At 67.9% G+C, this 25,914-nt stretch carries 25 protein-coding genes and 2 pseudogenes; 12 read left to right on the top strand and 15 right to left on the bottom strand.

All coding sequences use genetic code 11. The features are described 5' to 3' along the window. Positions 1–54 precede the first annotated feature (54 nt). A complete protein-coding gene (locus QQM39_RS26245; RefSeq protein WP_301999990.1) occupies positions 55–2,823 on the bottom strand; it encodes a penicillin acylase family protein in 2,769 nt (922 codons plus the stop codon). Positions 2,824–3,078: 255 nt separating this feature from the next. Between QQM39_RS26245 and QQM39_RS26240 the strand changes: the two genes are divergently transcribed. The 4 genes from QQM39_RS26240 (at position 3,079) to QQM39_RS26225 (ending at position 7,454) form a co-directional block, all read left to right on the top strand. Beyond that, positions 3,079–4,599, top strand: coding sequence for a potassium/proton antiporter (locus QQM39_RS26240; RefSeq protein ID WP_302003732.1), 1,521 nt, complete (start codon positions 3,079–3,081; stop codon positions 4,597–4,599). Positions 4,600–4,837: 238 nt separating this feature from the next. After that, complete coding sequence (locus QQM39_RS26235) at positions 4,838–6,130, top strand: MFS transporter (RefSeq protein WP_301999989.1); 1,293 nt, start codon at positions 4,838–4,840, stop codon at positions 6,128–6,130. 67 nt (positions 6,131–6,197) lie between these two features. After that, positions 6,198–6,530 carry an FmdB family zinc ribbon protein gene (locus QQM39_RS26230; protein ID WP_301999988.1) on the top strand — a complete coding sequence of 111 codons (333 nt, stop codon included), beginning with the start codon at positions 6,198–6,200 and terminating at the stop codon, positions 6,528–6,530. 81 nt (positions 6,531–6,611) lie between these two features. Further along, positions 6,612–7,454 carry an S-methyl-5'-thioadenosine phosphorylase gene (locus QQM39_RS26225; RefSeq protein WP_301999987.1) on the top strand — a complete coding sequence of 281 codons (843 nt, stop codon included), beginning with the start codon at positions 6,612–6,614 and terminating at the stop codon, positions 7,452–7,454. A 96-nt stretch (positions 7,455–7,550) separates the two neighbouring features. Here the strand turns inward: QQM39_RS26225 and QQM39_RS26220 are convergent, their stop codons facing one another. Continuing rightward, positions 7,551–7,703 (bottom strand): hypothetical protein, encoded by a 153-nt coding sequence (locus QQM39_RS26220; RefSeq protein WP_301999986.1) that lies wholly within the window; start codon positions 7,701–7,703, stop codon positions 7,551–7,553. 22 nt (positions 7,704–7,725) lie between these two features. Between QQM39_RS26220 and QQM39_RS26215 the strand changes: the two genes are divergently transcribed. Both QQM39_RS26215 and mscL read left to right on the top strand, forming a co-directional pair. Further along, positions 7,726–8,190, top strand: coding sequence for a hypothetical protein (locus QQM39_RS26215; protein ID WP_301999985.1), 465 nt, complete (start codon positions 7,726–7,728; stop codon positions 8,188–8,190). An 87-nt stretch (positions 8,191–8,277) separates the two neighbouring features. Then, positions 8,278–8,736: a large conductance mechanosensitive channel protein MscL gene (mscL, locus tag QQM39_RS26210; RefSeq protein WP_301999984.1), complete on the top strand. Its 459-nt coding sequence runs from the start codon at positions 8,278–8,280 to the stop codon at positions 8,734–8,736. Between the two features lie 4 nt (positions 8,737–8,740). On the opposite strand, the gene QQM39_RS26205 is transcribed toward mscL, so the two are convergent. Continuing rightward, complete coding sequence (locus QQM39_RS26205; RefSeq protein ID WP_301999983.1) at positions 8,741–8,923, bottom strand: hypothetical protein; 183 nt, start codon at positions 8,921–8,923, stop codon at positions 8,741–8,743. A gap of 126 nt (positions 8,924–9,049) precedes the next feature. On the opposite strand from QQM39_RS26205, the pseudogene QQM39_RS26200 reads away from it, so the two are divergent. Both QQM39_RS26200 and QQM39_RS26195 read left to right on the top strand, forming a co-directional pair. After that, positions 9,050–9,301: pseudogene (locus QQM39_RS26200) on the top strand (low temperature requirement protein A); the annotation flags it as partial. 916 nt (positions 9,302–10,217) lie between these two features. Continuing rightward, complete coding sequence (locus QQM39_RS26195) at positions 10,218–11,189, top strand: helix-turn-helix transcriptional regulator (RefSeq protein ID WP_301999982.1); 972 nt, start codon at positions 10,218–10,220, stop codon at positions 11,187–11,189. Here the strand turns inward: QQM39_RS26195 and QQM39_RS46275 are convergent. The 10 genes from QQM39_RS46275 to QQM39_RS26150 all read right to left on the bottom strand — a co-directional run bounded on the left by QQM39_RS46275 (position 11,124) and on the right by QQM39_RS26150 (position 18,806). Further along, complete coding sequence (locus QQM39_RS46275; RefSeq protein WP_367669110.1) at positions 11,124–11,408, bottom strand: ribbon-helix-helix domain-containing protein; 285 nt, start codon at positions 11,406–11,408, stop codon at positions 11,124–11,126. The genes QQM39_RS26195 and QQM39_RS46275 overlap by 66 nt on opposite strands. Positions 11,409–11,429: 21 nt before the next feature. After that, a complete protein-coding gene (locus QQM39_RS26190; protein ID WP_301999981.1) occupies positions 11,430–12,041 on the bottom strand; it encodes a transfer protein spdA in 612 nt (203 codons plus the stop codon). Positions 12,042–12,117: 76 nt separating this feature from the next. Next, entirely contained in the window at positions 12,118–12,306 is a 189-nt protein-coding gene (locus tag QQM39_RS26185) for a hypothetical protein (protein WP_301999980.1), read from the bottom strand. 733 nt (positions 12,307–13,039) lie between these two features. Further along, positions 13,040–13,819, bottom strand: coding sequence for a hypothetical protein (locus tag QQM39_RS26180; protein ID WP_301998423.1), 780 nt, complete (start codon positions 13,817–13,819; stop codon positions 13,040–13,042). Between the two features lie 26 nt (positions 13,820–13,845). After that, positions 13,846–14,151 (bottom strand): hypothetical protein, encoded by a 306-nt coding sequence (locus QQM39_RS26175; protein ID WP_301998421.1) that lies wholly within the window; start codon positions 14,149–14,151, stop codon positions 13,846–13,848. A gap of 235 nt (positions 14,152–14,386) precedes the next feature. Then, complete coding sequence (locus tag QQM39_RS26170) at positions 14,387–15,826, bottom strand: phage/plasmid primase, P4 family (RefSeq protein ID WP_301999979.1); 1,440 nt, start codon at positions 15,824–15,826, stop codon at positions 14,387–14,389. Between the two features lie 9 nt (positions 15,827–15,835). Then, on the bottom strand, positions 15,836–16,129 hold the full coding sequence (locus tag QQM39_RS26165; RefSeq protein ID WP_301999978.1) for a hypothetical protein: 294 nt from the start codon (positions 16,127–16,129) through the stop codon (positions 15,836–15,838). 38 nt (positions 16,130–16,167) lie between these two features. Beyond that, entirely contained in the window at positions 16,168–16,359 is a 192-nt protein-coding gene (locus tag QQM39_RS26160) for a hypothetical protein (protein ID WP_301999977.1), read from the bottom strand. A gap of 335 nt (positions 16,360–16,694) precedes the next feature. Continuing rightward, entirely contained in the window at positions 16,695–17,024 is a 330-nt protein-coding gene (locus tag QQM39_RS26155) for a hypothetical protein (protein WP_301999976.1), read from the bottom strand. Between the two features lie 90 nt (positions 17,025–17,114). After that, a complete protein-coding gene (locus QQM39_RS26150) occupies positions 17,115–18,806 on the bottom strand; it encodes a recombinase family protein (protein ID WP_301999975.1) in 1,692 nt (563 codons plus the stop codon). Positions 18,807–18,848: 42 nt separating this feature from the next. Between QQM39_RS26150 and QQM39_RS26145 the strand changes: the two are divergent. The 4 genes and pseudogenes from QQM39_RS26145 to QQM39_RS26130 all read left to right on the top strand — a co-directional run. Beyond that, positions 18,849–19,850 (top strand): annotated as a pseudogene (locus tag QQM39_RS26145) (low temperature requirement protein A); the annotation flags it as partial. Between the two features lie 86 nt (positions 19,851–19,936). Next, complete coding sequence (locus QQM39_RS26140; protein ID WP_301999974.1) at positions 19,937–20,965, top strand: P1 family peptidase; 1,029 nt, start codon at positions 19,937–19,939, stop codon at positions 20,963–20,965. 167 nt (positions 20,966–21,132) lie between these two features. After that, the gene (locus QQM39_RS26135; protein ID WP_301999973.1) at positions 21,133–22,350 is read left to right on the top strand and encodes an Ig-like domain-containing protein; all 1,218 of its coding nucleotides are present in this window, start codon (positions 21,133–21,135) and stop codon (positions 22,348–22,350) included. Positions 22,351–22,528: 178 nt separating this feature from the next. Then, complete coding sequence (locus QQM39_RS26130; protein ID WP_301999972.1) at positions 22,529–23,275, top strand: DUF6227 family protein; 747 nt, start codon at positions 22,529–22,531, stop codon at positions 23,273–23,275. 48 nt (positions 23,276–23,323) lie between these two features. Here QQM39_RS26130 and QQM39_RS26125 read toward each other — a convergent pair whose 3' ends face one another. Next, positions 23,324–23,578 carry a hypothetical protein gene (locus QQM39_RS26125; protein WP_301999971.1) on the bottom strand — a complete coding sequence of 85 codons (255 nt, stop codon included), beginning with the start codon at positions 23,576–23,578 and terminating at the stop codon, positions 23,324–23,326. A 119-nt stretch (positions 23,579–23,697) separates the two neighbouring features. Continuing rightward, a complete protein-coding gene (locus QQM39_RS26120) occupies positions 23,698–25,770 on the bottom strand; it encodes a fructose-specific PTS transporter subunit EIIC (protein WP_301999970.1) in 2,073 nt (690 codons plus the stop codon). Between the last annotated feature and the right edge of the window lie 144 nt (positions 25,771–25,914).

Raw genomic sequence — 25,914 nt, 5'->3', positions numbered from 1 at the left:
GGGGCCCTCCACGCGCGCGTGGAGGGCCCCTTCGGTCGTTCGACCGTCAGTGGGTCATGGCCTGAGCACCAGGGTGTCGCTCGTGCTCTCGTCGACCGCGTCGTCCGAGAAGGACCAGTCGAGCAGTTCGCCGTCGGCCCACTTGTCCGTCTGGTCGGTGTAGTGGGCGCTGTAGGCGTGCCCGGAGGCACCGGTGAGGTTGATCCACTTCGACTTGTCGAGGTCGCCGAGGTTGGCCACCATCCGCATCGACGGCACCCAGACGACGCCGTAGCCGCCGGCGGCGTTCCAGCCCGAGGCGTTGACCGTGGCCTCGCCGCCACTGAGCTTCCAGGGGCCTCGGTTGAGGACGTACTGCAGGAAGCTCGGGCCGTCGGTGCCGAGAGTCTGGTTCTTCAGGAACAGGCGGTGCAGCCGCCCCCAGCTCCAGGTGTCGATGTCCTTGCCGAGCTTGGCGGTCAGCTCCCAGCGGGCGTCGATCATGGCGCGCTTGAACAGGTCGTCCCGGTTGTGCGCCGCGCCCGGCCGGGTGAGCGACTTGGGTGTGGTCCACCAGTCGCTCTCCGGGTCGTCCATGAGGGTGCGCACGACCTCGAACCAGCGGTCGCCGCCGTCCGGCTGCGCCTGGTCGGCCTCGCGCTCACCGCACTCGCGCACCTTCTCCGTCTCGTCCGCGGGGCCGGTGGTGTTGACGGGATCGACCCACAGGCACTGACCCTGGACGCGCAGCTCCTTGGGCAGCTTGTTGCCGAAGGCGAGCTTGAGGATGTTGCGCCAGACCGAGTTGAAGTAGGCGGCCGCCGCCGAGTCGGCGTCCTGGGTGTAGTCCCAGCCCTCCAGGAGCTTCTGCGCCTGGCGGACGTCCTTGTCCTCGATGTCGATCTTCAGCAGCTTGGGCACGAGCAGCTTGGCGATCTCGCTGCTGTTGTCCAGCTGCATCTGACGCATGTCGTCGGTGGAGATCTTGCCGCCGTCGTCGATCTTCGACTGGATCAGGTCGGTGATGCGCTGGCTGCGGGCGCCGTAACCCCAGTCCGTGGTGAGCGTGTACGGGTACTTGGACTGGTCGACCACGGCCTGGTTGGCGGTGACGATGTAGCCGCGCGACGGGTTGTACTCGTACGGCAGCTCGTCCTGGTCGATGTAGCCGGTCCAGCGGGACTTGGCGTCCCAGCCCGGCGCCGGGACGGAGCCGTCGTAGCCCTGCGCGCGCGTGGGGATCTTTCCGGGCAGCGTGTAGCCGATGTTGTCCTTGGTGTCGGCGTAGATCAGGTTCTGCGAGGGCACGTCGAACAGGGCGGCCGCGGCGCGGAAGTCGCTCCAGTTCGTCGCCTTGTCCATGGCGAAGACGGCGTCCATGGTGGTGCCCGGGCTCAGCGCGGTCCAGCGCAGCGCGATGCCGTAGCCGTCGCCGCGGTCGGGGGCGGCGGTGTCGACGGTGGCCTTCCTGCCGACCTTCACGAGTTCGGAGCTGCGGTCGGACAGCAGGGGCCCGTTGTTGGTCTCACGGACGACGATCTTCTTGGCGGCGGCGCCGGCGACCTTGATGGTCTCCTCGCGCGCGGTGAAGGGCACCGTCTTGCCGTCGTACAGGTAGCCGTCGCCGGAGAGCTTCTCCAGGTAGAGGTCGGTGACGTCGACGCCGGAGTTGGTCATGCCCCAGGCGATGTTCTGGTTGTGGCCGATGACCACGCCGGGCATGCCCGCGAAGGTGTAGCCGCTGACGTCGTACTGGCACGTGCTGGAGACCGAGCGGCAGTGCAGGCCCATCTGGTACCAGACGGACGGCAGCGAGGCCGACAGGTGTGGGTCGTTGGCCAGCAGCGGCTTGCCGGTGATGGTGTACTTCCCGCGGACCACCCAGGAGTTGGAGCCGATGCCGTTGCCGTTCACGCCGACGGCCGTGGGGAGGTCGTCCAGGACGTTCTGCAGGCCGGACAGCTGGCTCTGCAGGCCGGCGGTGCCCGAGCTGGGAGCCGTGCCCGTCGTGCCGCTCGTGGACGCCGTGGACGAACCCGCGGAGGACGTGGCGCCGCTCTGCTCGAACGTCTTGGTGACCTCGTCGTACTGGCCCGACTGGACGATCGTCTTGTTGCGGCTGTACGGGTAGTCCGGGTACAGGTCCGCGATCTGCTTGGGGCCGAGGCGGCTGGTCATGAGGGCGCGGTCGATCTCGTCCTGCATGTTGCCGCGCAGGTCCCAGGCCATCGCCTTCAGCCAGGAGATCGAGTCGACCGGGGTCCACTTCTCGGGCTTGTAGTCGTTGGTGAACCCGAGCGCCGCGTACTCCAGGGAGATGTCCTTGCCGTCCTTGCCGTCCAGGTAGGCGTTGACACCCTTGGCGTAGGCCTGGAGGTACTTCTTGGTGGAGGCCGACAGCGTCTTGTCGTACTCCTCCTCGGCGATCCGCTCCCAGCCCAGGGTCCGCAGGAACTCGTCGTTGTCGACCTGGCTCTTGCCGAACATCTCCGACAGGCGCCCGGACGTCATGTGGCGGCGTACGTCCATCTCGTAGAACCGGTCCTGCGCCTGGACGTAGCCCTGCGCCATGAACAGGTCCGCGTCGGAGGAGGCGTAGATCTGCGGGATGCCGTAGTCGTCGCGCTTCACGTCGACGGGCCCGGACAGGCCCGCGAGCGTGAGGGAGCCCTTCGTCTGCGGGAAGGAGGCTCGGACGGTACTGACGGACCAGTACGCCCCGCCGGTGACGCCTCCGACGAGGGCCAGCACCAGCACGAGAACGATCAGGCGGGCTCTGCGCCCCTTCTTCCTGCCGGACTTGCCGGGCTGCTGACCCGTGGAGGCGGTGGTGTTGGGGGGCATCGCTGTCCTTGCTGTCCTAACGCGAGCGGCAGGCGGTCCTGGAGTGCTGGAGCAACCATAGGCGCAGGGCCTGGTCCCACTTGACTCGGAGTGGGGAACCAGCACGGACGGACGTTCGATCACGCCCGTCCGAGTGTCAAGAAATCGTCAAGAGTTAGGTAAGGTAACGAAGTAGTTGGGTGCGGAGAACCGCCACTTCGTGTCCTATGTACGTGAGCCCACGCGCGCGCGTGGGCCAGGGAAAGGGAATGGCCGCTGACTGTCCACGACCTCAACCAGCTCCTGCTCGTCTGCTCGCTCGTCCTGCTCGTCGCCGTCGCAGCGGTCCGGATCTCCTCGCGCAGCGGGCTCCCCAGCCTGCTCGTGTACCTGGGCATCGGCGTGCTCATGGGCCAGGACGGCATCGGCGGCATCCGCTTCGACGATGCCGAGCTGACGCAGGTCATCGGGTATGCGGCGCTGGTCGTGATCCTGGCCGAAGGTGGTCTCGGCACGAAGTGGAAGGAGATCAGGCCGGCGCTTCCGGCCGCCTCCGGGCTGGCCCTGGTCGGGGTCTCGGTGAGCGTCGGGGTCACGGCGACGGCCGCGCACTACCTGGTCGGGCTGGAGTGGCGGCAGGCGCTCATCATCGGGGCGGTGGTCTCCTCGACCGACGCCGCCGCGGTCTTCTCCGTGCTGCGGAAGATCCCTCTCCCCTCGCGCGTGACGGGCACCCTGGAGGCCGAGTCCGGCTTCAACGACGCCCCCGTGGTCATCCTGGTCGTCGCCTTCTCCCAGTCCGGCCCGATCGAGCACTGGTACGCGCTGCTGGGCAAGATAACCCTGGAGCTGGCCATCGGCGCGGCCATCGGTATCGCGGTGGGCTGGCTGGGCGCCTGGGGCCTCAGGCACGTGGCGCTGCCCGCCTCCGGCCTCTACCCGATCGCCGTCATGGCCATCGCCGTCACCGCGTACGCGGCGGGCGCCTCGGTGCACGGCAGCGGCTTCCTGGCGGTGTACCTGGCCTCGATGGTGATGGGCAACGCACGGCTGCCGCACTGGCCCGCCACCCGCGGGTTCGCCGACGGGCTCGGCTGGATCGCCCAGATCGGCATGTTCGTCCTGCTCGGCCTGCTGGTCACCCCGCACGAGCTGGGCGACGACATCCTGCCCGCGCTGGCCATCGGGCTGGTGCTGACCATGGTGGCGCGCCCGCTGAGCGTCGTGGCATGTCTGGTGCCGTTCCGGGTCCCCTGGCGGGAGCAGGCGCTGATGTCCTGGGCGGGACTGCGCGGCGCCGTGCCCATCGTCCTCGCGACGATCCCCATGGTGGGCGGCGTCGAGGACAGCCGCCGCATCTTCAACATCGTCTTCGTCCTGGTCGTCGTCTACACCCTGCTCCAGGGACCGACGCTGCCCTGGCTCGCCCGCAAGCTGCACCTCGGGCAGGGCCCCGAGGCCGCCGACCTCGGCATCGAGTCGGCGCCGCTGGAGCGGCTGCGCGGACATCTGCTGTCCGTCGCGATCCCCGAGGGCTCGAAGATGCACGGCGTCGAGGTCAACGAGCTGCGGCTGCCCGCCGGAGCCGCCGTCACCCTCGTCGTCCGTGACGGAAAATCGTTCGTCCCGCTGCCGACGACGGTGCTGCGGCTCGGCGACGAACTGCTCGTGGTCGCCACGGATCCGGTCCGGGACGCCGCGGAGCGCCGACTGCGCGCCGTGGGGGCCGGAGGCAAGCTGGCCGGGTGGCTGGGAACGAACGGGGCGACCGGAACCAGGCGACCCAATCGCAGGTGAAGCACCGGACAGTGCTCATTTTCACAGGGGCAACAGGCGCTGTCCCCTGTACTATGCAGGCGTAACCCCGATCAAACCAACTCTGCCTGACGCAGAGCTGGCGCGACCGTATGGCGGCCGGGATGCCCCTCCTTCAGTGGGCGCCGGTATCTACCGCAGTTCCGCGCGACAGGACAGCTCTCGGCGCCGCCCCCCACCCGACGGGGTCGCGCTACCAGGCGGCAGAAAGGCACGGGCCGTGGCGTCCACGGTCACCATCGAGCCGTCGAAGGACTCGTCGGCTCCCTCCCGCCCGGGATACGGACAGCTGCTGCGCACCCGCGGCGCCTGGACGTTCCTGCTGCCCGGCTTCGCGGCACGCCAGCCGTTCGCGATGCTGACCATCTCCATCGTGCTGCTCGTGCAGCACACCACCGGCTCCTACGGCGCGGCGGGCGCCGCCGCGGCCGTCACCGGCGTCTCCATGGCGCTGTTCGCGCCCTACAGCGGCCGCCTCGCCGACCGCTACGGGCAGCGCGTCGTGCTGGTCCCCGGCGTGCTGGTGCACACGCTGTCCGGCCTGACCCTGACGGCGCTCGCCCTGAACCACGCCCCCTTGTGGGCGCTGTTCGTGGCGGCCGTGCCGACCGGTGCCTCGGTGCCGCAGATCGGTCCCATGGTGCGGGCCCGCTGGGGCGTGAAGCTCCAGGGCTCGCCCCTGATGACGACCGCGGCGGCCTTCGAGTCCGTCACGGACGAGCTGACCTTCGTCGTCGGCCCGCTGCTGGCCACCGCCCTGTGCACCGCCGTCGACCCGGCCGCGGGCCTGGTCACGGAGGCCGCGCTCACCCTGCTGGGCGGCCTGCTGTTCGCCGCGCAGAAGAGCACCCAGCCCTCGGTCACCGTCGCCGGGCACGCACGCGTGGAGCACACCTCCGCGCTGCGCGTCCCCGGCGTGCGCGTGCTGATCGTGACCTTCCTCGGCATCGGTTCCGTCTTCGGCGGCATGCAGGTCTCGCTGGCCGCCTTCACCGAGTCGATCGGCGAACCCGGACTCAATGGCGTCCTGTACGGCACCTTCGCGGCGGGCAACATGCTCTCCGGCATCGCCTGCGGCGCCATCGCGTGGAAGGTGGCCCCGCAGCGCCGCCTCGTCCTCGGGTACGCCGCCCTCGCGCTGGCCGCGTCCGGACTGTGGGCCGCCCACTCGGTACTCGTCCTGGCCGGCCTCGGGCTGCTCGTCGGCATGTGCATCGCGCCCGCGCTGATCACCGGGTACACGCTGGTCGAGGACCTGGTCCCGGCAGGTGCCCGCACCGAGGCCTTCACCTGGCTCACGGGCGCGGTGGCGCTCGGCCAGGCCGCCGCCGTCACGGTCGCCGGACAGCTGGAGGACCGCTTCTGGGGCGGCGCCGGGTTCCTGGTGCCGATGGGCGGGACGATGCTCGCGCTCGCGACCCTGATGGCGCTGCGCTCGCGGCTGGCGGCGCGGCCCGGCGGCCGTACCGTCGCACGTGGCGTCGGTCACCGCGTGCCGGTGGCAGTGGACTGAGCGGCTGGAATACGTCACTATGGTTCGTCGTTAGCACTCATCGAGTGAGAGTGCCAGGAGGAAGACAGTGCCCACCTATCAGTACCAGTGCACCGAGTGCGGCGAGGGTCTCGAGGCGGTGCAGAAGTTCACCGACGACGCCCTGACCGAGTGCCCCAGCTGCCAGGGCCGCCTCAAGAAGGTGTTCTCCGCGGTCGGCATCGTCTTCAAGGGCTCCGGCTTCTACCGCAACGACAGCCGCGGCTCCTCGTCGAGCAGCTCGCCGGCATCGTCGAAGTCGTCGACGTCCTCCTCGTCCGACTCGTCCTCTTCGTCTTCGTCGTCCTCGACGTCTTCTTCGTCGTCCTCGGACTCGAAGTCGTCGAGCGCGGGCACCTCCTCCAGCAGCTCCGCCGCGTAAGCACCCGCTGCTTCTTACGGGACCCTGTCGTCTTCCGGCGACGGGGTCCTCGGCTTCTGCGAGTGCCGTTAGGGTGCGGGCATGGCGAACAAGGCGAACGCTGAACTCGGCGTGATCGGCGGCTCCGGCTTCTACTCGTTCCTCGACGACGTGACCGAAATACAGGTGGACACCCCGTACGGGCCGCCCAGCGACTCCCTCTTCCTCGGCGAGATCGCCGGCCGACGGGTCGCCTTCCTGCCCCGGCACGGACGCGGCCACCATCTGCCGCCGCACCGGATCAACTACCGGGCCAACCTCTGGGCGCTGCGCTCGCTCGGTGTGCGCCAGGTCCTCGCCCCCTGCGCGGTGGGCGGTCTGCAGCCCGAGTACGGGCCGGGCACCCTGCTCGTGCCGGACCAGCTGGTCGACCGTACGAAGTCCCGGGCGGGCACGTACTTCGACGGGCTGCCGCTGCCCGACGGCACCGTGCCGAACGTGGTGCACGTCTCCCTGGCCGACCCCTACTGCCCCGCCGGGCGCGCGGTCGCGCTGAAGGCGGCGCGCGGACGGGACTGGGAGCCGGTGGACGGCGGCACGCTGGTGGTCATAGAGGGGCCGCGCTTCTCGACCCGTGCCGAATCGTTGTGGCACCGGGCCCAGGGCTGGTCGGTGGTGGGCATGACCGGCCACCCCGAGGCGGCGCTCGCCCGTGAACTCGAGCTCTGCTACAGCGCGTTGGCCCTGGTCACCGACCTCGACGCGGGCGCCGAGACCGGCGAGGGCGTCTCACACGACGAGGTACTGCGGGTGTTCGCGGCGAACGTGGGCCGACTGCGGGGCGTGCTCTTCGACGCGGTGGCCGCGCTGCCGGCGAACGAGGAGCGGGACTGTCTGTGCACGAAGGCGCTGGGCGGGATGGATCCGGGGTTCGAGCTGCCGTAGCGGGAGCGCGGGGCGGGGCATGGGGGCGGGGCGTGGGGGCGGAACGTCCCGTTCGGGTGAGGGAGTTGTCCACAACCCGTCGGTAGTCCACGGGCCTCAGCGGGCGGCGGCGCGATGGCTCATCGTGGCCTGACAAGCCGATTCGTCGTCGCAGGTGGTGGTCCGCATGTCCTTCGCTCCGTCTTCCTTTTCGTCGCCTTCCTCGCCTTCCTTGCCTTCCTCCCCGGTTGCTCCGCGCCCGCTGGGCACGGACGCCCCCGCCACATGCGAGGTGCCGCACTTCGCCCCGGTCCGCGTGCGCGGCGGGCGGTATCAGCTGCGCCGGCTCCTACGGCACCGGAGGCGGGCCGCGGCAGCCGGGCTCGCCGTGACCGCGGCCGCGCTCGTGGCGGCGGGCCCCGGCGATGCCGACCGGACGCGTGGGCATCCGGTGGTGGAGCCCGTGCGGAAACACCGTGCCGTCGAGGCGGTGGCCGCGCCCGTGCGGATCGCCGACGGGGCCACCGTGCGGCTGCTGCGCCCCGGCGACCGGGTCGACGTGATCGCCGCTGAGGACACCGCGACGGGCGGCGACGCCCATGTGGTCGCGCGCGGGGCGCGGGTGACGGAGGTGCCGGAGCCGCTGGACGCCGCGGCCGAGAGCGGGGCGCTGGTCGTGCTCTCGGTGCCGCGTGCCACCGCGGCCCGCCTCGCGGGGGCGAGTGCTACGGCACGGCTGGCGGTGACGCTGTGCTGAGCCGCGATTGGACAGGATGGCGTAGCCCTGACGTAGGTTGCGGAGCGGTCTGTTCCACAACGTGTGTGTCCGAGGGGTGGCTGCGAAGTGAGCGAGAAGAAGGATCCGGGCGTCTGGGAGGGCTTCAAGGCCTTCCTGATGCGCGGCAACGTCGTCGATCTGGCTGTGGCGGTGGTCATCGGCGCCGCGTTCACCAACATCGTCAACGCGGTGGTGAAGGGGATCATCAACCCGCTGGTCGGCGCGATCGGCACCAAGAACCTCGATCACTACAGCTCGTGCCTGAGCTCGAAGTGCGAGGGCGAGCAGGGGATCACGATCCTGTGGGGCTCGGTCCTCGGCGCGACCCTCAGCTTCGTGATCACCGCGGCCGTCGTCTACTTCCTGATGGTGCTGCCGATGGCGAAGTACCTGGCCCGGGTCGAGGCCCGCAGGAAGGCGAAGGAGGGCGCCCACGAGGTCATCGAGGTGACCGAGCTGGAGGTGCTCAAGGAGATCCGCGACGCACTGGTGGCGCAGCGCGGTTCGGGGCACGACGAGCGATAGCGGCTCAGAGGTGGTGGGGCGGCTTCTCGTCGAGGAAGCGCTTCAGGTCGGCGGCGCTGTCGCCCTCACCGCCGGGCCGCTCGCCCCACCCGCGGTCCGTGTCGTCCGAGGACTGCTGGTCCAGCGGGTCGTCGAAGATCAGCGCGGGCTTCGGCTCGCGCGGCTCGGGGGCGGGGGCGTTACTCATGCGTCCAGGGTACGGCCCGCACGGCGGCCCTCCACGGCGACAGCCCTCCCGGCGACGGTCCCGGCACTCGCGCGCTTGTGATCCCTTCGCAAGAAATTCCCCGCCCCATCTGCTGTGCTTGATCCCATGACGTCCAGTTCGACTCCCGCGCCGGACTCCTCCCGCCCGCCGGGAACCCACCGCCCGCTGCGCAGGCTCACGGCCCGTGGCCGGGGTGAGGCACACCGGGCCGCCACCCCGCTGGAGCTCTTCTTCGACCTGTGCTTCGTCGTGGCCATCGCCCAGGCGGGCGTGCAGCTGGTGCACGCCGTCGCCGAGGGGCACCCGGGCGAGGGGATCCTCAACTACGCGATGGTGTTCTTCGCCATCTGGTGGGCGTGAACCAACGGAGCAACACCATACCGCGAACCTCTGACCAGCGGCTATGGCTGGGCAGCAGGAAGCCCCCGTCCGGCGCCACGGGGGAAGGCACACAGACGGGGGCAGCCGACGCGCTGAGCCCTTCTCGGGCCGTCCTCAGCGAGCCGGGGTCAGAGAGTTACGTTGCGGCTGTCGTGCGGGTGCCCTTGCCTCATGTGCACGTACATAGCGCGGATGACGTGGGATGCCTGCCTGGAACGGTGGGAGTCAAGCGCAGCTGCAAGGCGACCCTTGAGCGTGGCGCATGTGGGGCAGGTTTCCGGGTCTACGGGACCATCACGGGGAGTCCGTAGGTCCGGGATCATCAATGCCTCTACGGGCGGCTCAGGCAGCATCACGCCTTACCTTCTCTCGCACGGCGCGACCGGTCGCAGAGACGGCAGGGAAACGGACTCGGCGGCCGGTTCGAACCGGGCGGGAAATAGACGACCCCTGAACGCGTGTCCAGCGCTCCGCCGTGTTCCGTCCACCAGCCTTCCGGTGAATCCGCGTACGGCGACTCATCTATGAGGCTCACTAGCTCCGGGTCCGGTAAGGCGCTCACTCGGACGTAGCGGCGTTTTGCGGGAGCGGTCATGCCGGGCACTCGCGGTGTTCGTACCGGTCGGCATTCGACCCACCGTTGGCCACGCGGCGGCACGTCTCCAGCGTCTTGAACGGCTTAAGGCACTTCCGGCACTTCTCGCCGGGCGGGCTGTACGTCGTGTACTCATGCCGTCGCGCGTCCGTATCCGCCGTGGTTTGGCTCGCCATGGTCGCTGTCCCCTCGTCGGCTCCCGTCATACGTCCATGCTTCGACCTGCAAGCGCTACGCGGGAGTTGACCAGGGTTGACTACCATGGGAGTAACACCAGTCAACCCGCCGAGGTTCACGATGCGTGACAACTTTGCTGATCTTGCCCGCCGGGCGCTACGGGACAGCGGATATTCGATGAAGGCTGCCGCTCGCGCCATGAATTACGACGTGGCCTACCTATCCCGAGTGTTCAACGGAAAACAGAAGCCGTCGGCAAAATTGGCATCCTCGCTGGATTCCCTTGTAGGGGCAGACGGCGCGCTTGCTGCAACAGTGCTTGATGACGACGACAGCGAGCGCGTGAAGCGAAGTGCCGCGAATCCGTCGCGTTTGGACGCCGGGACCGTTGACGCGCTGGCTGGTGTGCTCGCCGCCTACCGCCGACTCGATGACACGGCGCAGCCTCGCAGCGTTATTCCAGCGACGACAGCGCAAATGAACGAAGTACTCCGGCTACTGAAAGGCGCCAGGGGACCGCAGCGTGACAGGCTCGCGGAAGTTGCATCGGAATACGTTCAGTTCGGCGGATGGCTGTTGGCGCAGGATCGGCAAGACACCGAAGCCGTGCGACTGCTGAACGAAGCTGTGGAGTTGGCCGACGAAATCGGGAATGGCACGCTGGCAGCGCAAGCACTGAACTTCCGGGGATACCTCGCGCGACAGCAGGCAAGGCCGGACGGAGTAGCACGCTGGTACGCGGCAGCAGCATTCACGCCAGGGGCTCATCCCGCGCAACGACTCGGCGACATGTTGCAGGCTGCCGCAGGCATGGCCGAACTGGGGGCGCATGACGATGCGCTGCGCATGGTTGAAAACGCGGAGCGACTGACCGACAAAGCGGCGGCGATTCCTCCCCCGGAAACGGCGTACTGGCTTACGCCTGAGTTCAACCGGCTGAATATGGGTCTCGCGAACCTTGGACTCGGACGGTATGCGGATGCCGCCGACCACATCACGGCGGGACTTGCCGGGCTTCCTGCGGAGCTACGTGACGCTCCTTGGACATGGGAACACCGTGACGCGCTGAAACGGGCACAGGCGGCACGTTGAATACGAAAGCCCCCGACTCCGCGTCTCCCTGAGTGATCCAGGGTCGGCGAAGCCAGGGGCCATGTGCTGGGCGCTCTCGTCGCTGTCGTACTCCTCAGCGTGCTGGCGGAGCGCATCGCGCATTACGTCATTGAAGGTCCGGCCGGATTCCTCGGCGAGGCGGGCAAGGGTCTCGAACTCGGATTCCCAGAGTCGGACTCGGATACGGCGGATGGTCACGGGTTCTCCTTAGTGGGTTGGTCAACCGGCCAGCGTCAAATAGCGGCGGCCAGTACGCGGACTCACGCCGTAGTGGTCGGCCAGCATCTGACCGGTTGCACGGCCATGCGTGGACTTCAACTCAGCGATGACCGCCCGGACTTCATCAGGCTCCGGCGGGGTGGCCGTCTCGCTGACCGCTTCAAAGTCCGCCCACAGGTCATCGTCCGGCCAGCTGTCCGGCAGGCTCTCGGCGGGCACAGGAAGCGCTAGCGCGGGCTCGGGCAAGGGAATGGCCAGCGGCTCGCCTTCAGGGGCCTCAGCGGGCGTACGCGGCTTCGCTGGTCGGTGCATTCGCCAGACGGTCAGTGGGAATACGGCGTGCAGCGCTGCGGACACCCAAGTGCCTACGGCGTGCAGGCTTTCGCTGGAAAGGACACCAGCCACGTTCGCGGACACGGCTACGGACACGGCCAGCGCAATGTCACGGCGTGACCGGACAGCCCAGACTAGGAACAGGTCGATGGCCACGGGCACGGCGTATGACGGCCACTCAGGCACTCCGTGCGAAACGGCTAGCTGCTGCTGCGTGCTGAAGCTGATGAACATGGCAGCGAGCAAGGCGGCATAGCGGGCGAGGTTGGCAACGGTCATCTGACGCTCTTTCAGGTACGAGAAAGCCCCCGACTCCAGCGAGAGAATCGAGGGCGACTTGGTATGTGGGGTTTTGTCAGCGGCGTTCGCACCGGTTCATGTTCACCGGTCGTTCCTCGCCGTCGATGGTCACGTAATGCACGCCGTCAACCCATCGGTTAGGCGGCACCGGCCCGTCCCAGGTACGCCAGTCAAGACCAAGGAAGAAGAGTGAAAATGGCTTCTGAGATTCACGCCAGCGGGCGTAATCCTCGATTGCTGCCACCTTGTCGGCGTATCTAGATGTCGATGGGAACGGGATGAGTCCAGAATCCTCGTACGTGCCTGCATTTCGCGCTGCGATTGCTCGGCGGCGTGCGCTCATGTCGGCCAGCCAGGGAGGGCATAGCCAGCGGCAGACAGCGAGCCGGGAGTGAGTAGCAGTGTTTCGCTGATACGCCGAACTTCAGTGAGCTGGGCGGCATTCACGTTCGTCCCGAGCGCCTCAAGCTCGACCAGCAGGGCGACCATTCCGCGCGCTGAGTCGTCCCACAGATTGGCGCTCGGGCCATGCCACAACTCGACCCATCGGGCTATCTGGTCATCGGACCAGGACTCAGCGCGGGCAGGTGGAACCGGGGTTGGCAGGTCGCATTCGGCGGGCAGTACCGTACGCTGAAGGCCGGGGCGCGAACGGCCACGGCGTAGGTTCTCGTTATTCACGGTGAGTTACCTCTGATTGGTTACGGATTGATTGCGAACGGCGGTTTTTGAACACGCTCCGTATTTCCGCCCGAGCCGACCTGACAGCGCGCTCCCCCGCGCTCAACGTCCCCAGGGGGTCAAGGGGTCATCCCCCAGGGGGTGGGGTAGGGATGGTCACTCAGCGCGTGCATTCGCGTAATGCAGAGCGAGAGTCTCAGTCGTAGTCATGAGTTGCTCACCCTGACCACTCTCCCTCCGCAGAGGGCCCCTAGCGCAGCAGCCAGGGGCCCCCACATGCGACTTTCCGTAGGTGATCAGCGCTGAAGAACGTGCCGAGTGTAGGAATCGGCAGCAATTCGAGCCTTACGCAGCTCTATCAGCGCCAGATTCGTGCGAGCAGCAGCAGAACGCCTCGGATCGCCGCTCTTCGCAGCAGCCTGAACTACCTCAGCGCTCACCATCGTCAGAATCGCCGCACGCATCTGCGGGTCAATCCCATGCGCGTCGATGAAATCCGCAAGGAAACCCTGATCGGCAACCAGCGCGCCGACCCCGTCATTCCGCTGGGCAAGCCGCTTCATGGTGTTGACCAGGGCTCCGGTGTCGTTGGCGTTGCGCTGCGTCAGCATGACCAAATCAGCGCGAGCGGGCATGGCATCGTCCGGCGCAATTCGCGGGCGAGCAGCCTCATAGCTCAGTGCCGTGGCGACCTCAATTTGAGTATCAGCCTGCTCGAACGACTGCGTGACCTTATCGGCAGCCGTCTTGATGGCTTCCCCCGCGAGCATTTCGCGCCCCTGGGGGTACAGCGTGAGGTCATTTCGGAAGCTGTGCGCCTTGCGCTGTGCCTCCATGGCGGTGTTCAGCGTGCCAGTGATCGCCATAGACGCATCCCGCACGATGTCCCGTAGGTCAGCGGGAAGGTTGCTGCTCATGTCGGCTGTGTCGCTGAATGCAGCCGCGTGAGCCCTGGCGGTACGGGCCAGACCAGCGACAGCGACGTCAACCTGATCGGGGGCGGGCTGGCGAGTAGAAACCGTAATCGGATCGGTCTCGGAACCAGTGCCGGTGTACTGAATGGGGTCCTCAGACATGAGTTTGATCCTTTTCGTTGTTTTTGTTACTTAGCGGAGCGGCGGCGCAGGTTGCGCAGCTTCTTTTCGAGGTCGCGGACAGTCACGCCAGAGGCCAGCGCAACGTCACGGGCGCAGTGCTCGGGCCCGTAATTGGCCACAAGCACGCCAGCGCCCCGAAGGACGTTCTTGATGTCCTTGTAGGAAGCGCCGTTGCGCACACCCAGGTGGGCAAGCACAGCGCTATGGACGGCGGGGATTTGCAGCCACTTTCCGGGCGCCGGTACGAGTACAGCGCTCAGTGCACGGGCTATGTCGTCAGCGGGAATGGTGCTGGGAACAGGGTCGGTCATCGTGATTTCCCTTCGAAAATGGCCACCCTCAGCCGGCTCGGGGATAGCCGCAGGTCAGCGGCATGGGTGATGGCAGGCGAGTGATTCGCGGCAGCACAGCGAGGCAGGGCCCGCAATCGGATGGGTGACAAGATTTTGTGCACCTGAGTACTCCTCTCATACGCGTATAAGAGGTCTCTACAGATGCCAACTTTTTGAACACCCATCCGCTTACGCGACCCTGTCCGCTGTGGAATCAGGCGGAATCTGCGCGGTCGAAGATGCCCGGGGCGGAACCCTGGGGGTCACTCATCAGGCGAATCCCCCGGTACTTCCAGCCCTCGGTTTTGTTCCGGTACTCCTCGACCTTCCCGCTGTCGATTAGATGCCGCTTCACGCTACTCGGGCTGTACTTCGCCGACTTGTCGCCGTTCGTCTCGCGCCATTCCTTCAACTCACGGTTGAACGTGGAGCGCTGGACAGAGCCGTTCTCGTCATAGTCGAAGAGTTCGCCCACAAGGTCCTTCAGCGGGTCTACAGAGTCCTTGTGGTGTTCGGTCGCAGCAATGACGCTCAGCGGGTCGTGTAGCCCTTCGGCGTAGTACCGGACGGCGCCAGCCACGATCCACGCTGCCACGCCCTCAGCCTCCGGCCCCTGAATGGTGGGTTCTAGCTCCGGGTCGCGCCGATCAGCGAAGCTCTGTCCGAACAGAATTGCCTTCGTACGGGCCCACAGCGCTGCTCCGCCGGACGAGAACTCAGGCAGATGGTTAGTGGCCAGCACGATGGTGAATGTCGGCTCATACGAGAACGTACGGCCCATCAGATGGCGCGTGCTGACTCGGTCTCCTCCGCTGAGGTTCTTGAGTAGCGCCGTGTTCATCGGGGTGCCCTGGTTACCTTCCTGCGCGACAACCATTCGGGCGCCTCTCATTCCGGCGATGTGCTCAGTGTGAGGTGCCTGCCCGCGCACATTCTCGAAGATGCTGAACTCGACTTCCCGCACGATGTCATGGCCGAATACGGCTTGCATGGTGCGCACCGTGGTGCCCTTGCCATTGCGCCCATGTGCGCCCCACCAAACCCCTAGGGCATGCTCGCGCACTTCGCCGGTAATCGCGTAGCCCAGGAAGGTTTGGTAGTACCGCTGTAGTTCGCTGTCGCCCGGGAAGACTTCGTCAACGAATTGCAGCCAGCGAGGTGCGGAAGCCTCCGGGCGATACGCCACTCGGGCGCACTGGGTCAGCATGTCCGCTGGATTGTGCTCGCGCATTTCGCCCGTGCGCAGGTCTACCGTGCCGTTGCGGAAGCTCAGCAGATGGCGGGCTGCGTCGATTTCATCCACGTTCACACGGAACTCGCGCAGCACGCTCATTTCAGCGACGATCGCGCGCCGTTGGAAGTTGACTAGCATCTTGGACATGGCAGCGGAGGCCCACGAAGTGTCGCCCGGAGCATCGACTATGCGCTGAGCCAGTACAGCAACGGCGTCTGTAATGGCCTGCATTGCGGCGCCATCGTTGCCGGTCGCTTCCCAGACAACACCATTCCAGCGGTACCAGCCGACGTTTTCCACGTGCTTCAGCCGGTCGGCGCAATGATCTGCAACGAACTTGGCGAAGTGCACGTGCCTTACTTCGTCGCTGACATCGAGCCGGGCGCGCTGCTTGGTCCAGTAGTCCTCATCGAAATTCATCGGAGTCCCTTAGTCGAGGAAAGCAGCGGCAGCAGCCGCGTCACGGGCGGTCTTGGATTCGGCCCGCTTTACAGCTGGAAGCTCCTCGCCATTGGCCCGGTATAGCTCCCGCTTGAATGCCGTTGCATCAGCAGTGGCAGCCGCCAGAGCTAGCGTGGCGTGAACGCTTGCCAGACGAGTGAGCCGCTCTTGTTCCTCGGGGGAAGCTTCGCAGAACTCATGGCCCGAAAGGCTGTTGACCCTGGTCCGTGTGGCTTCAGCCATGAGTTCTTCAGCGCGCTTGTAGTGGTCGATTCCGTTCATGGGCTACGCCCTTCCTTCCTTGGCCGGTGCGCGCTGGCTTAGCCGCGTGCTGTGTATGTGCGAATGGTTTGGATGCTCAGGCCGGTGAACGCGCGGATTTCCTCCTGCGTGAGCATTGCCTTTGCGCTGGGCATCAGTTTGCGCAGTTCGGCGTCAGCGCTTGTCAGTTCGTCGCGCAGTCGCTTTCGGCGGGCGCCGATGGACCGTACGCGCTGTGTGATTTCGTCCATGTGGACTCACCTCCTAGCGGTGATTGGGGCAGGCAGAAGGGCAAAGGAAAAGCCCCAGTCGTAATGACTGAGGCTCTGCCCTCCCACCGGCCAAGGCGGAAGCTGTGTGAGGCGCTGTGCGCTGTCCTCTGCTGAGTAACTAGCGAGTCGGTTACCTGCCGCCGTGTCCCGCTCTACTGAGTAGCTAGCGAGTCGGTCACCTGCCCCGCTCTATGGGTATCTGTCGAGTCGGTTAGCTGGGGCGCCACGCAGCCGTCAGAGCGCACAGCAGAACCCCGCCCGACCACAGGGGCCGGACGGGGCTCAGAGGTTCTTAGCGGGGCGCGTAGCGGCGTCTATGCGGCCAGCGCCGACGGGTTACCCAACAGCGCCTGCTGGAGGCACTCAAGTCTGGCTATGCGGCTCGCCAGGTACATCGATCTGTCCCCAGCGCGCTGGGCTGCCTCCAGAGCTTCGAGACGCCGGGCGATCGTTTTCCACTGGTAGGTCAGCTCCAGTTCGGCATCGCCCATGTGTCGGACAGCGTCGCCGGACCAGGTGCCGCCCGTGTCGTCGATGTGGTCGTCCTGATGACCGGCTGCCAGCGTGCAGGGGAAATGCGTCGGGCCGATCGGCGGACGCCGGGAAAAGACCAGCCGACGTGCACCGCAGACATTCTCAGACATAGGATTGCCCTTCCTCGATGAGGAACACGGGCCCGGCTGATCTACCGCCAAGTTGATGTTGCCGGGCCCGTGCCATTGGTTACTGCTCCATCAGACTGCGGGTTGCGAGCGCCGAGCTTCCCAGCCATCCCACGCGGCCTCTACCGCTGGGTTCATGCTGTCGTCGTGCCATTCGGGCTCTAGCCGATCGAGAATGGGCGTACGGTCCCCCACGGATTTCGGCGCCGACAGGGTGACGCGCTTCAGTGCAGCTTGCAGTAGCGCGCGCTGTCCGTCGATTCCGGCGTCCTCCCACATCTCTGCCAGCGAGAAGGGATCCATCAGCGGGGTGAGGTCTGCCTCTTGTGACAGCTCGGCCAACTCGGCTTTCAGCCCTGCAATCTGCGCGGACAGCTCAGCGCGAAGCGATTCGTACTGCGCCTCGGCCATGCTCCCGCCGATGAAGAACTCCTTTTGCAGGCGAAGCTCACGCGCTGCCGCATTGTCCAGTGCTGCACTTACGCCACGCTTCCGAGTTTCCTTGGCAGGGTCGTTGTACGACAGCCAGCGGCGGGCAATAGCGTGGATGGTCGGAGACTCGGGCGGCAGCGCAAGCACGTGGTTGATCCACAGAACGGCAACCGCTTCGTCAGCGCGCTCGCGCAGGGTGGCAATTCCCTTGCACACGGACGGCCCCTGATTGATACGGGCCAGACAGCGGTAGTTGCGCCCGCCATTCCCCATCGGCCCCTTACAGCGCGGACAGCGCAGAACGCCCGTAAGTATCGTCGCTGCCTTGCGCTTACCGCGCGTCCGGTCGCCAATCGCTGTGCCGGGACGACTGCGCGCTGCGAACTTAGCCAGAATTGCCTCACGCTCGGCGAAGGTAACAACACCCTGCCCGCACTGGATTGGGTGCCCGTCCGGCCCCATCAGCGGAGTGCCGCCACGGTGCCACTTGTCCAGCGTTTCACGGGTTCCATCCTCGTAGACCTTTACAGCGCGCTCGCGTACAGGGACGAGGCCCGCCCAACTCGGCGACTGCGCCAGGTGAATTACGGTCTGTGCGCGCCATTGCTTGCCCTTACGGGTGCGTACCCGCTTACTGTTGAGTTCCTCCGCGATGGCCGCTGGGGTTTTACCGTCCAACAACGCCTCAGCGATACGGCGGGCAGTCGGATATTCGGCGGGATCGTGCTCCAGCTTCCCCGTTCCCTTGGGGCAGCGCAGACCGTAGGGCACCACTCCCCCTGGCCAACGTCCCTCACGCTTGTGCGCGTCGCCACCTGCCTTCGTCCGAAGCGCAATGTCCTTGGCTTCTTCCCGAGCGCGCTCACTGAGAATGGCGAACACCATGCGCGAACCCTTGGATGAATCCAGTCCCTCAGTCACGCTGACCAGTCGCGCAGACCGCTTATCGAAATCGTCGAGCAACAGACCCACCTGGCCCATGCCTCGGCGCGAAAGCCGGTCGGTTTTCCAGACATAGAGAGCCTTGGAGAGCCCGACCAGCACAGCACGAATGCAGTTGTCGAACTCCTCACGCCGAACATACGCCTTGCTCGCGCTGAGCTGCTCGAACCAGATTCGCCGAATGCGCACGCCGTCAGCGGCGGCAGCCCGGCAGACATCCCGGACATGGGCCCGGAGGGTGGCAAGGTCGTCGCGCTTCTTACTGCGCCGGATATAGGCGTCTGCCAGCGAGGCAGGGTCGCCGGTTGCTGGCTCCCAGAGTCCGAGCGCGCGAAGCTCTTCGTCCTTGAACCCCAGCGCGCGCAGGGTGGGTAGGTCGTCCCGTTCCATGTCTCTCCGTCGTTCGCAGGTCAGAGCAGTGTTGCACCCTTAGCTCACGGGTGGGCCTGGATGAACTTCACCTGGTTCGCCTCGGCGTACGACAACGACGACGTGCTCTACCGGGTCGTCACCCTGATCCAGATCGCCGGTGTGCTGGTGCTGGCGGCCGGGGTCTCGCGGGCGTTCGAGGGTCACGAGTACCAAGCGGTGCTGGTGGGCTATGTGATCATGCGGCTCGCCCTGGTGACGCAGTGGCTGCGCGCGGCCAGGACAAGTGCGGGGCCGGAACGGACGATGGCCCTGCGGTACGCCGGCGGGGTGCTGCTGTGCCAGATCGGATGGGTCGGCCTGGTGGTCGCGCCCGAGGACGCCAGGGGCTGGGTGTTCCTGGTGATGGCGATCCTCGAGATGTGCGTGCCGCCGTACGCGGAGAAGGACCACCCCACGTCCTGGCATCCGCGTCACATCGCCGAGCGGTACGGGCTGTTCACGATCATCGTGCTCGGCGAGACCATCGCCGCGGCCACGGTCGGCGTGAAGACCGGCATCGACGAGAACGACGCGCTGGGCGATCTGCTGCCGATCGCCGCGGGCGGGCTGTTGATCATCTTCGCCGCCTGGTGGATCTACTTCGTGGTGCCGATCCATGGCCACCTGCGCTCCAACAAGCAGGCGTTCCTGTGGGGTTACGGCCACTACCTGGTCTTCGCCTCGGCGGCGGCGATCGGCGCGGGCCTGGAGGTGGCGGTCGAGCAGGTCGTCGGCAAGGCGCACATCTCGACGCTGGCCGCGGCGGCGGCGGTGACCCTGCCCACGGCGCTCTACCTGCTCACCGTCTGGGCGCTGCACTCGCGTTACTTCAAGGTGGGCATCGCCCAGCAGCTGGTGCTGCCGACCACGGCCCTGCTGGTGATCTGCTGCACGTTCCTGGGCGACTGGGCGGTGCTCGCGGCCGGCCTCGTCTCGGCGGGGGCGGTGGCGACCGGGGAGACGCTGTCGGCACGCGGGACGCCCCGGGAGCGTGGGACGGCGGCGCGGGCGCCGGTCGCCTGACCGGTCCCGCATGGCCCGGACGCCTGACCGGCCCTACATGGCCGGACATCGCGGGCCCGCGCCGGTGACTGGACGAGACTGGGCGCATGACAGTTGACGCTCTGACAGATGTCGCCGGGCTGCGGGTGGGGCACGCGACGCGCATCGGCGACGGTTGGCTCACCGGCACCACGGTCGTCCTCGCACCCGAGGGCGGGGCCGTCGCAGCCGTGGACGTACGCGGCGGCGGTCCCGGCACCAAGGAGACCGACGCCCTCGATCCGCGCAACGTCGTGCAGAAGGTCGAGGCGATCGTGCTGACGGGCGGCAGCGCGTACGGGCTCGACGCGGCGTCGGGGGTGATGGCGTGGCTGGAGGAGCGGGGGCGGGGGGTGCGCGTCGGGGTGGATCCGGCGCATGTCGTGCCGGTGGTGCCCGCGGCCTGCGTCTTCGATCTGGGCCGGGGCGGCGACTTCCGGGCGAGGCCGGACGCGGCCACCGGGCGGGCGGCGGTCGAGGCGGCCGCGGCGAGCGAGACGGGGGCGCCCGTGCGGCAGGGGTGCGTGGGCGCTGGTACGGGGGCGACGGTCGGGGCGGTGAAGGGCGGGGTCGGCACGGCGAGCGTCGTTCTCGACTCGGGGATCACGGTGGCCGCGCTCGTGGTGGCCAACGCGGCGGGGGCGGCGGTGGACCCGGAGACGGGAGTGCTGTACGGGGAGTTGTTCCAGGGGCGGGTGGAGTATCCGCAGGAGCAGGTCCATGAGGCCGCGCGCCTGCGCCTCACGGAGATCGCCGCGAAGAACGCGCCGCCTCCGCTGAACACCACGCTCGCGGTGGTCGCCACCGACGCGGACCTGTCGAAGGCGCAGGCGCAGAAGCTGGCCGGCACAGCGCACGACGGCATCGCACGCGCCGTGCGGCCGGTGCATCTGCTCAACGACGGGGACACCGTGTTCGCGCTGGCCACCGGGGACCGTCCGCTCGGCGCCGGGCACCCGCTCGCGCTGAACGAGCTTCTCGCGGCGGGCGCGGACGCGGTGACGCGGGCGATCGTGCGTGCCGTGCGCGCGGCCGAGTCGGTGGACGGACCGGGTGGAGTGTGGCCGTCGTACGGGGAGTTGTACGGGGAGCCGTGACGACTGGGAGCGACACTGAGGGGTGACGCCTGCTCCGCGCGGGCGATTGTCGCGGTTGTGTCACGTGATGGCATTCACCGCGAACGACGGGAACCCGGCCCGGTGACGGTGGCTCTTCCACCGTGGAACGGAACGGATCCCGCAGATCGCAAGAACTGGAGCAGCTCGTGACAACGCCGGACATAGCAGCGCGGCGCGCACTGGGGGCCTGTGCCGCCCTGATGATCGGCGCCCTGACCCTCACCGCCTGTGGTGGGAGCGCCAACGCCGACCACGACGACAAGGGGGGCAGCGACTCCTCCAAGACGTCCGCCGCGAAGATCGCGATCTCGGCGAAGGACGGCTCGACCGGCGCGTCGATCAACACGACCGGCGTGAAGGTCAGCGACGGCAAGCTGACCGACGTGAAGATGACGGTGGCGGGGACCGGGCAGGCCGTGCCGGGTTCGCTCTCCGCCGACGGGGGCAGCTGGCAGCCGAAGGAGCAGCTGGAGCGGGGGACGAAGTATCAGATATCGGCCACCGCGAAGGATGCCGACGGGCGTACGGCCGCCGCCGACTCCCACTTCACCACGGTCACTTCGGCCGACAGCTTCATCGGGACGTACACCCCCGACGACGGCACCACGGTCGGTGTCGGCATGCCGGTGTCGTTCAACTTCGACAAGGCGATCAGCGACCAGAAGGCCGTGCAGTCGCACATCAAGGTCACCTCCAGCAGTGGGCAGAAGGTGGTCGGGCACTGGTTCGGTACGCAGCGGCTCGACTTCCGGCCCGAGGAGTACTGGAAGGCCGGCTCCAAGGTCACGATGAAGATCGACCTGGACGGCGTCGAGGGCGCGAACGGCGTGCGCGGGGTGCAGAAGAAGACGGTCACCTTCACCATCGGCCGCTCGCAGGTGTCCACCGTCGACGTCAACACGCAGACCATGACGGTCGTGCGCGACGGCAGGACCGTCAAGTCCGTTCCGATCTCGGCGGGCAGCTCCGAGTTCACCACGTACAACGGGCAGATGGTGATCTCCGAGAAGTTCACGAAGCTGCGGATGGACAGCAGGACCGTCGGCCTCGACAACGCGTACAACATCCCGGATGTGCCGCACGCGATGCGGCTGACGCAGTCGGGAACCTTCCTGCACGGCAACTACTGGTACAACAAGGGCAACCCGCCGTTCGGCAGCCAGGGCACCAGCCACGGCTGCGTCGGACTGCGGGACGTGCAGGGCGGGCAGGGCGACACGCCCGCCAAGTGGTTCTACGACGACTCGCTCCTCGGCGACGTGGTGATCGTCAAGAACTCCCCCGACAAGACCGTGGCGCCGGACAACGGGCTCAACGGCTGGAACATGTCGTGGAACGAGTGGGTCGCGGGCAGCGCCGTGTGACCCAGGGAAATACCGTCCCGGCAGGGATTTTTGACAGTTCGTCGGGCCGCGCGGGAACTTCTCGCGCGGCCCGTGCGTTTTACCGGACGTACGTTTTCTCGGTTCCCGGACATGATGTCCGCCCGAGGGGCTACGGTATGCACCCACAAGGTGACATGCAGCAACGCCGGGAGAAACCTTGAGCGTTCCGTACGAGACGGCAGCGTACGAACCACCCGAGTCTCCGGAGTCTCCGGAGGAGCACCTCGCGCGACTCCTCGGCCGCGCCCTGAACTCCTTCGAGCTGCCCGACGAGACGATACGGCTGCTGGACTGTGCGCTGGCCCATGATGGCTCACTGCACTCCGCGCACCACAGCGCGGGGCTGCACCGCGAGACGTACCGGCACACCTGGCTGCTCGCCGACGGCTCGGCGCTCACACTGTGGGAGCTCGTACACAACACCGCGCGGGGCCGCGCCCCGCAGCACGAGGTGTACGTCGACGAGGAGGAGCTGCGCGCCGCGACCGCGCGGCTGCCACTGCCGCCGGACGCTCCGGACTTCGAACTGCCGGTGACGGTACAGCTGTCGCCGATACCCGCGCCTCGGCACGCGTATGTGCCGGACGACTCGGCCGACCACGCGCGCCGGCTGCTGCGCCGGGCGGAGAACCACGACCGGCCGGACGCGGCGACGGCCGCCCTGCTGGCCACGGCGTTCGCGCACCGGATCACGCAGGCGTTCGGGCGCCCGAGCCGCACCGGGCGCGCCGGCTTGTCCTTCTCGCTCTACGAGCACGCCTTCTTGCTGCACGACGGCAAGGAGGTCTCCCTCTGGGAGGTCGAGCACACGGCCACACCGGACGGGCGGCACATGTGCGAGGTGTACGTCAGCGAGGACGCGGCACGGGATGCGATGGAGCGACGGGCGGCGCAGGTGTCGTAACACCGGCTCCACCGCTGAGCGCAGGTGCTGTGCCGCCGGGTCCTCCGTTCAGCGACCGTCGCCGAGCTGGCGTACGAGTCCCGCGAACGCGTCCCGTTCCGCCGGGGTGAGCTCCACGGCCTCCAACTCGGGGGCGGGCTGCCGCTGCTGCGGGAGCGCGGAGAGAGCCGGGCCCGTGCGCCACGGCGATGACTCGGTGCGGGCACGGCGCAGGACGCGGGTCAGGCCGATCACCCAGAGCACGGCCGCCAGCGCGAGGACGACCGGCCCCAGCAGCTGGAGGAACGAGACATGCTCAGGCATACACCCCAGTAGACACCACGGTCCGGGCCTTTGGGCCCGGACCGTGACGTATCTCGCAGGTGCCGTGAACAACTCACAGCGCCCCAAAGGGACAAGCGGGAGGCTTGCCCGGCGGAGGCTTACGCCGCCACCGGCTGCTTCGCCTCCGTGGTCGCGGCCGCCGGAGACTCGGCCGTCGAGGCCTCCGGCGCCGTCTTGCGCATGCCCTTCAGGACGATGACCAGGCCGGCCGTGATCGCCGTACCGATCGCGATGGCCAGCAGGTAGAGGAACGGCTTGCCGATCAGGAAGGTGACCCAGATGCCGCCGTGCGGGGCGCGCAGGGTCGAGCCGAACGCCATGGTCAGCGCGCCGGTCACCGCGCCGCCCGCCATGGAGGCGGGGATGACGCGCAGCGGGTCGGCCGCGGCGAACGGGATCGCGCCCTCGGAGATGAAGGAGGCGCCCAGCACCCAGGCCGCCTTGCCGTTCTCGCGCTCGGCCGTGGTGAACAGCTTCTTGCGGACCACGGTGGCCAGGGCCATGCCCAGCGGCGGGACCATGCCGGCGGCCATCACGGCGGCCATGATCTTCATCGCGGAGTCGCTGGGGGACTGCACGGCGATACCGCCGGTGGCGAAGGCGTACGCGACCTTGTTGACCGGTCCGCCCAGGTCGAAGCACATCATCAGGCCGAGCAGGATGCCGAGCAGGACCGCGTTGGTGCCGGAGAGGCCGCTGAGCCAGTCGGTCATGCCCTTCTGCGCCTCGGCGATGGGCTTGCCGATGACGACGAACATCAGGAAGCCGACGACGATCGAGGAGAACAGCGGGATCACGACCACCGGCATGATGCCGCGCAGCACCGGAGGAATCTTGATCCGCTGGATGCCGAGGACGACCGCGCCGGCCAGCAGACCGGCGGCCAGACCACCGAGGAAGCCGGCGGCGATGTTGGAAGCGATCATTCCGCCGACGAAACCGGGGACGAGACCGGGGCGGTCCGCCATGCCGTACGCGATGTATCCGGCGAGGACCGGGATCAGGAAGCCGAAGGCCACGCCACCGATCTGGAACAGCAACGCCGCCCAGCTGTCGATCTGGATCCAGTCGAAGTGCTCGGTGACCGGCTTGGCCTCCGTGATGTCCCAGCCGCCGATCGCGAACCCGAGCGCGATCAGCAGACCGCCCGCCGCGACGAACGGGACCATGTAACTCACGCCGGACATCAGCCACTTGCGCAGCTTGGTGCCGTAGCCCTCGCCGGGCTCGCCGGCGCGCTCGACGGGGGTGCCGCCGCCGGGCCTGGCCGCCGCCGTGACCTCACCGCGGGCCGCCTTCTCGCGCACCTCGGCGATGAGTTCGGCGGGACGGTTGATGCCCGCCTTCACGCCGACGTCGACGGTCGGCTTGCCCGCGAACCGGTCCTTCTCCCGTACGGACACGTCGTGGGCGAAGATCACGCCGTCCGCCGCCGCGATGACGGCCGGGTCGAGCCGGGTGAAGCCGGCCGAGCCCTGCGTCTCGACGACGAGCTCGACGCCCGCCTCGCGGCCCGCGTTCTCCAGCGACTCGGCCGCCATGTACGTGTGGGCGATGCCGGTCGGGCAGGAGGTGACGGCGACGATACGGAAGGGGCGCTCGCCGGCCGTCTCGGCGGGGGCCTCGGAGGTGGTGCCCGTGGCGGCGTCGGCGGAGGCCGCCACCGACGACGCCACGGAGTCTTCGGAACCGGACGCGTCGGAGGCATCGGCGGCGTCGGCCGCCGGGGGCTCCTCGCCCCGGATCAGCGCCGCCGCCGACGCCGCGTCGCCCGCCGACCGCAGCGCGTCCGTGAACTCGGCGTTCATCAGCTGGCGGGCCAGCGACGACAGGATCGTCAGGTGGGCGTCGTCCGCGCCGGCCGGGGCGGCGATCAGGAAGATCAGGTCGGCAGGACCGTCCGCCGCGCCGAAGTCGATACCGGCGGCGCTGCGCCCGAAGGCGAGCGTCGGCTCGGTGACGTGCTCGCTGCGGCAGTGCGGGATGCCGATGCCGCCGTCGAGGCCGGTGGGCATCTGTGCCTCGCGCGCGGCCACGTCGGCGAGGAAGCCGTCGAGGTCGGTCACCCGGCCCAGGGCCACCATGCGCTCGGCGAGGGCACGCGCCGCCGCTTCCTTGGTGTCGGCGGACAGGTCGAGATCGACCAGGTCCGCGGTGATCATGTCGCTCATCGCGGGCTCCTTCGCACGCGTATCGCCCGGGGAGTCTGGTGGGCGGTGAAGGGGACGGGGGTGCCGTGGGGGGCGGCGTGAAGGTGGGGGGTGGTGGGGGTGGGGGAGGCGAGGTCGGGGAAAACCCGCCTCCCCCGGGCGGCA

The organism is Streptomyces sp. DT2A-34 (assembly GCF_030499515.1).
Taxonomy (GTDB): domain Bacteria; phylum Actinomycetota; class Actinomycetes; order Streptomycetales; family Streptomycetaceae; genus Streptomyces.
This window is presented reverse-complemented; position numbering and strand designations above follow the sequence as displayed.

Bases quoted from the DNA above. Each gene is read 5' to 3' on its own strand.
- QQM39_RS26190 (WP_301999981.1), bottom strand. From the start codon at position 12,041: ATGACCGTTGCCAACCTCGCCCGCTATGCCGCCTTGCTCGCTGCCATG.
- QQM39_RS26205 (WP_301999983.1), bottom strand. From the start codon at position 8,923: ATGAGTAACGCCCCCGCCCCCGAGCCGCGCGAGCCGAAGCCCGCGCTG.
- QQM39_RS26160 (WP_301999977.1), bottom strand. From the start codon at position 16,359: ATGGACGAAATCACACAGCGCGTACGGTCCATCGGCGCCCGCCGAAAG.
- QQM39_RS26140 (WP_301999974.1), top strand. From the start codon at position 19,937: ATGACAGTTGACGCTCTGACAGATGTCGCCGGGCTGCGGGTGGGGCAC.
- QQM39_RS26120 (WP_301999970.1), bottom strand. From the start codon at position 25,770: ATGAGCGACATGATCACCGCGGACCTGGTCGATCTCGACCTGTCCGCC.
- QQM39_RS26245 (WP_301999990.1), bottom strand. From the start codon at position 2,823: ATGCCCCCCAACACCACCGCCTCCACGGGTCAGCAGCCCGGCAAGTCC.
- QQM39_RS26180 (WP_301998423.1), bottom strand. From the start codon at position 13,819: ATGTCTGAGGACCCCATTCAGTACACCGGCACTGGTTCCGAGACCGAT.
- QQM39_RS26225 (WP_301999987.1), top strand. From the start codon at position 6,612: ATGGCGAACAAGGCGAACGCTGAACTCGGCGTGATCGGCGGCTCCGGC.
- QQM39_RS26125 (WP_301999971.1), bottom strand. From the start codon at position 23,578: ATGCCTGAGCATGTCTCGTTCCTCCAGCTGCTGGGGCCGGTCGTCCTC.
- QQM39_RS26175 (WP_301998421.1), bottom strand. From the start codon at position 14,151: ATGACCGACCCTGTTCCCAGCACCATTCCCGCTGACGACATAGCCCGT.
- QQM39_RS26165 (WP_301999978.1), bottom strand. From the start codon at position 16,129: ATGAACGGAATCGACCACTACAAGCGCGCTGAAGAACTCATGGCTGAA.
- QQM39_RS26195 (WP_301999982.1), top strand. From the start codon at position 10,218: ATGCGTGACAACTTTGCTGATCTTGCCCGCCGGGCGCTACGGGACAGC.
- QQM39_RS26150 (WP_301999975.1), bottom strand. From the start codon at position 18,806: ATGGAACGGGACGACCTACCCACCCTGCGCGCGCTGGGGTTCAAGGAC.
- QQM39_RS26155 (WP_301999976.1), bottom strand. From the start codon at position 17,024: ATGTCTGAGAATGTCTGCGGTGCACGTCGGCTGGTCTTTTCCCGGCGT.
- QQM39_RS26170 (WP_301999979.1), bottom strand. From the start codon at position 15,826: ATGAATTTCGATGAGGACTACTGGACCAAGCAGCGCGCCCGGCTCGAT.